The following is a 1,295-nucleotide window of genomic DNA, read 5'->3' on the forward strand; positions in this document are numbered from 1 at the left end:
TCGACATGACGAAACCACCAGCACCGACCGTGACAGCGGTCACCGGGCAACCCGCCGTCTACCTCGAGAACCAGATCGCCGGCGGGATCGGCCAGTCCGGCAAGTTCACGCTCGATCCGAGCGGCGCAGCCGACGTCGTCGCGTACAAGTACTCGTTCAACTCCGACTCCCTGGGCACGACGGTCGCAGTGAGCAGCGGGCACACGCACACGATTCTGCATACGCCGACAGGCGTCGGGTCGCAGCGGCTCCTGGTGCAGTCGGTCGATCGTGCGGGCAACACCAGCGACGTGCGTACCTATCGCTTCTCCGTGAACTTTGTGGGTGCGAGCTCGACGTGGAGCCTGGACGAGGGTGCGGGCACAACTGCCGCCGACCTCGTCGGCACCAAGCCCCTGTCGATCTCGCCCTCGACGGAATGGGTCAACGGCGTGACCGCCGAATTCGGCAACAACACCGCGGACAGGGCGCTTCGTTTCACCGACGGGCTGGACTCGGCGCAGACGACAGGTCCCGTACTTGACACGAGCGGGAGCTTCAGTGTGACGAGCTTGGTGAAGCTGGAGGACGCCTCGACGGTCCGGGTCGCCGTCAGCCAGGACGGCCAGCGGTTTGGTGCTTTCAAGCTCGGACACCTCCCCAAGGAGTACTGCGGCGGTCCCAACTCCTGCTGGGGGTTCTGGATGTCGTCCGACGACAGCTCGGGTGTCCCGGTGTTTGCCACCTCGACGCTTCCAGTGAAGACGAACTCGTGGGTCTACCTGACCGGAGTCCGTGACGCGGGCCAGGGGACCATCAGCCTCTATGCATGCGAAGTCGGAACTCCTTCTCAGGTGGGGAACGGTGAGCCCGTTCTCACGACGACCAACTACACGCCAACCGTCGCGTGGAGCGCCGGTGGCCCGCTCCAGCTGGGCAGGGCCATGGTCGATGGCCGTCACTCGGAAGGGTGGGTCGGCGTCATCGACGACGTCCGAGCGTACAAATCAGTGGTGACCGAGGCGTCCGTCCGCCGCGACTGCCAGAACGCGGCCGGTTGATGGGCGGCGCGTCCAGCAGCGGAGGCCGGAGAAGTCTTCGCTCGATCGGATACCTGATGGTCGGTGTGCTTGGCTTCAGCGCGCTGGGGGTTCCCGTGACGGCAGCCGCCGATACGGTTCCCGCCGACGTGTCGTGTGCTGGGAGTGCTGCGTCTGCTGTGGAGGCGACGTTGGTGGCTGCGTCGTGTGATCGCGAGGTCGAGGTGGTCTCGGAGCGTACGGCGTGGGACACGGTGTTCGCGACGCCGGAGGGTC

Annotated in this window: 2 protein-coding genes; both read left to right on the forward strand. The window is 66.0% G+C overall.

All coding sequences use genetic code 11. The features are described 5' to 3' along the window. The coding region (locus ACFVQ3_RS18820; RefSeq protein ID WP_387642412.1) for a LamG domain-containing protein at window positions 1–1,040 on the forward strand (1,040 nt) is incomplete at its 5' end. Between the two features lie 56 nt (window positions 1,041–1,096). Further along, window positions 1,097–1,295 (forward strand): hypothetical protein (locus ACFVQ3_RS18825; RefSeq protein WP_387642414.1); only part of this gene is annotated, 199 nt, incomplete at its 3' end.

It is taken from the genome of Oerskovia sp. NPDC057915 (assembly GCF_042887685.1).
Lineage (GTDB): Bacteria > Actinomycetota > Actinomycetes > Actinomycetales > Cellulomonadaceae > Oerskovia.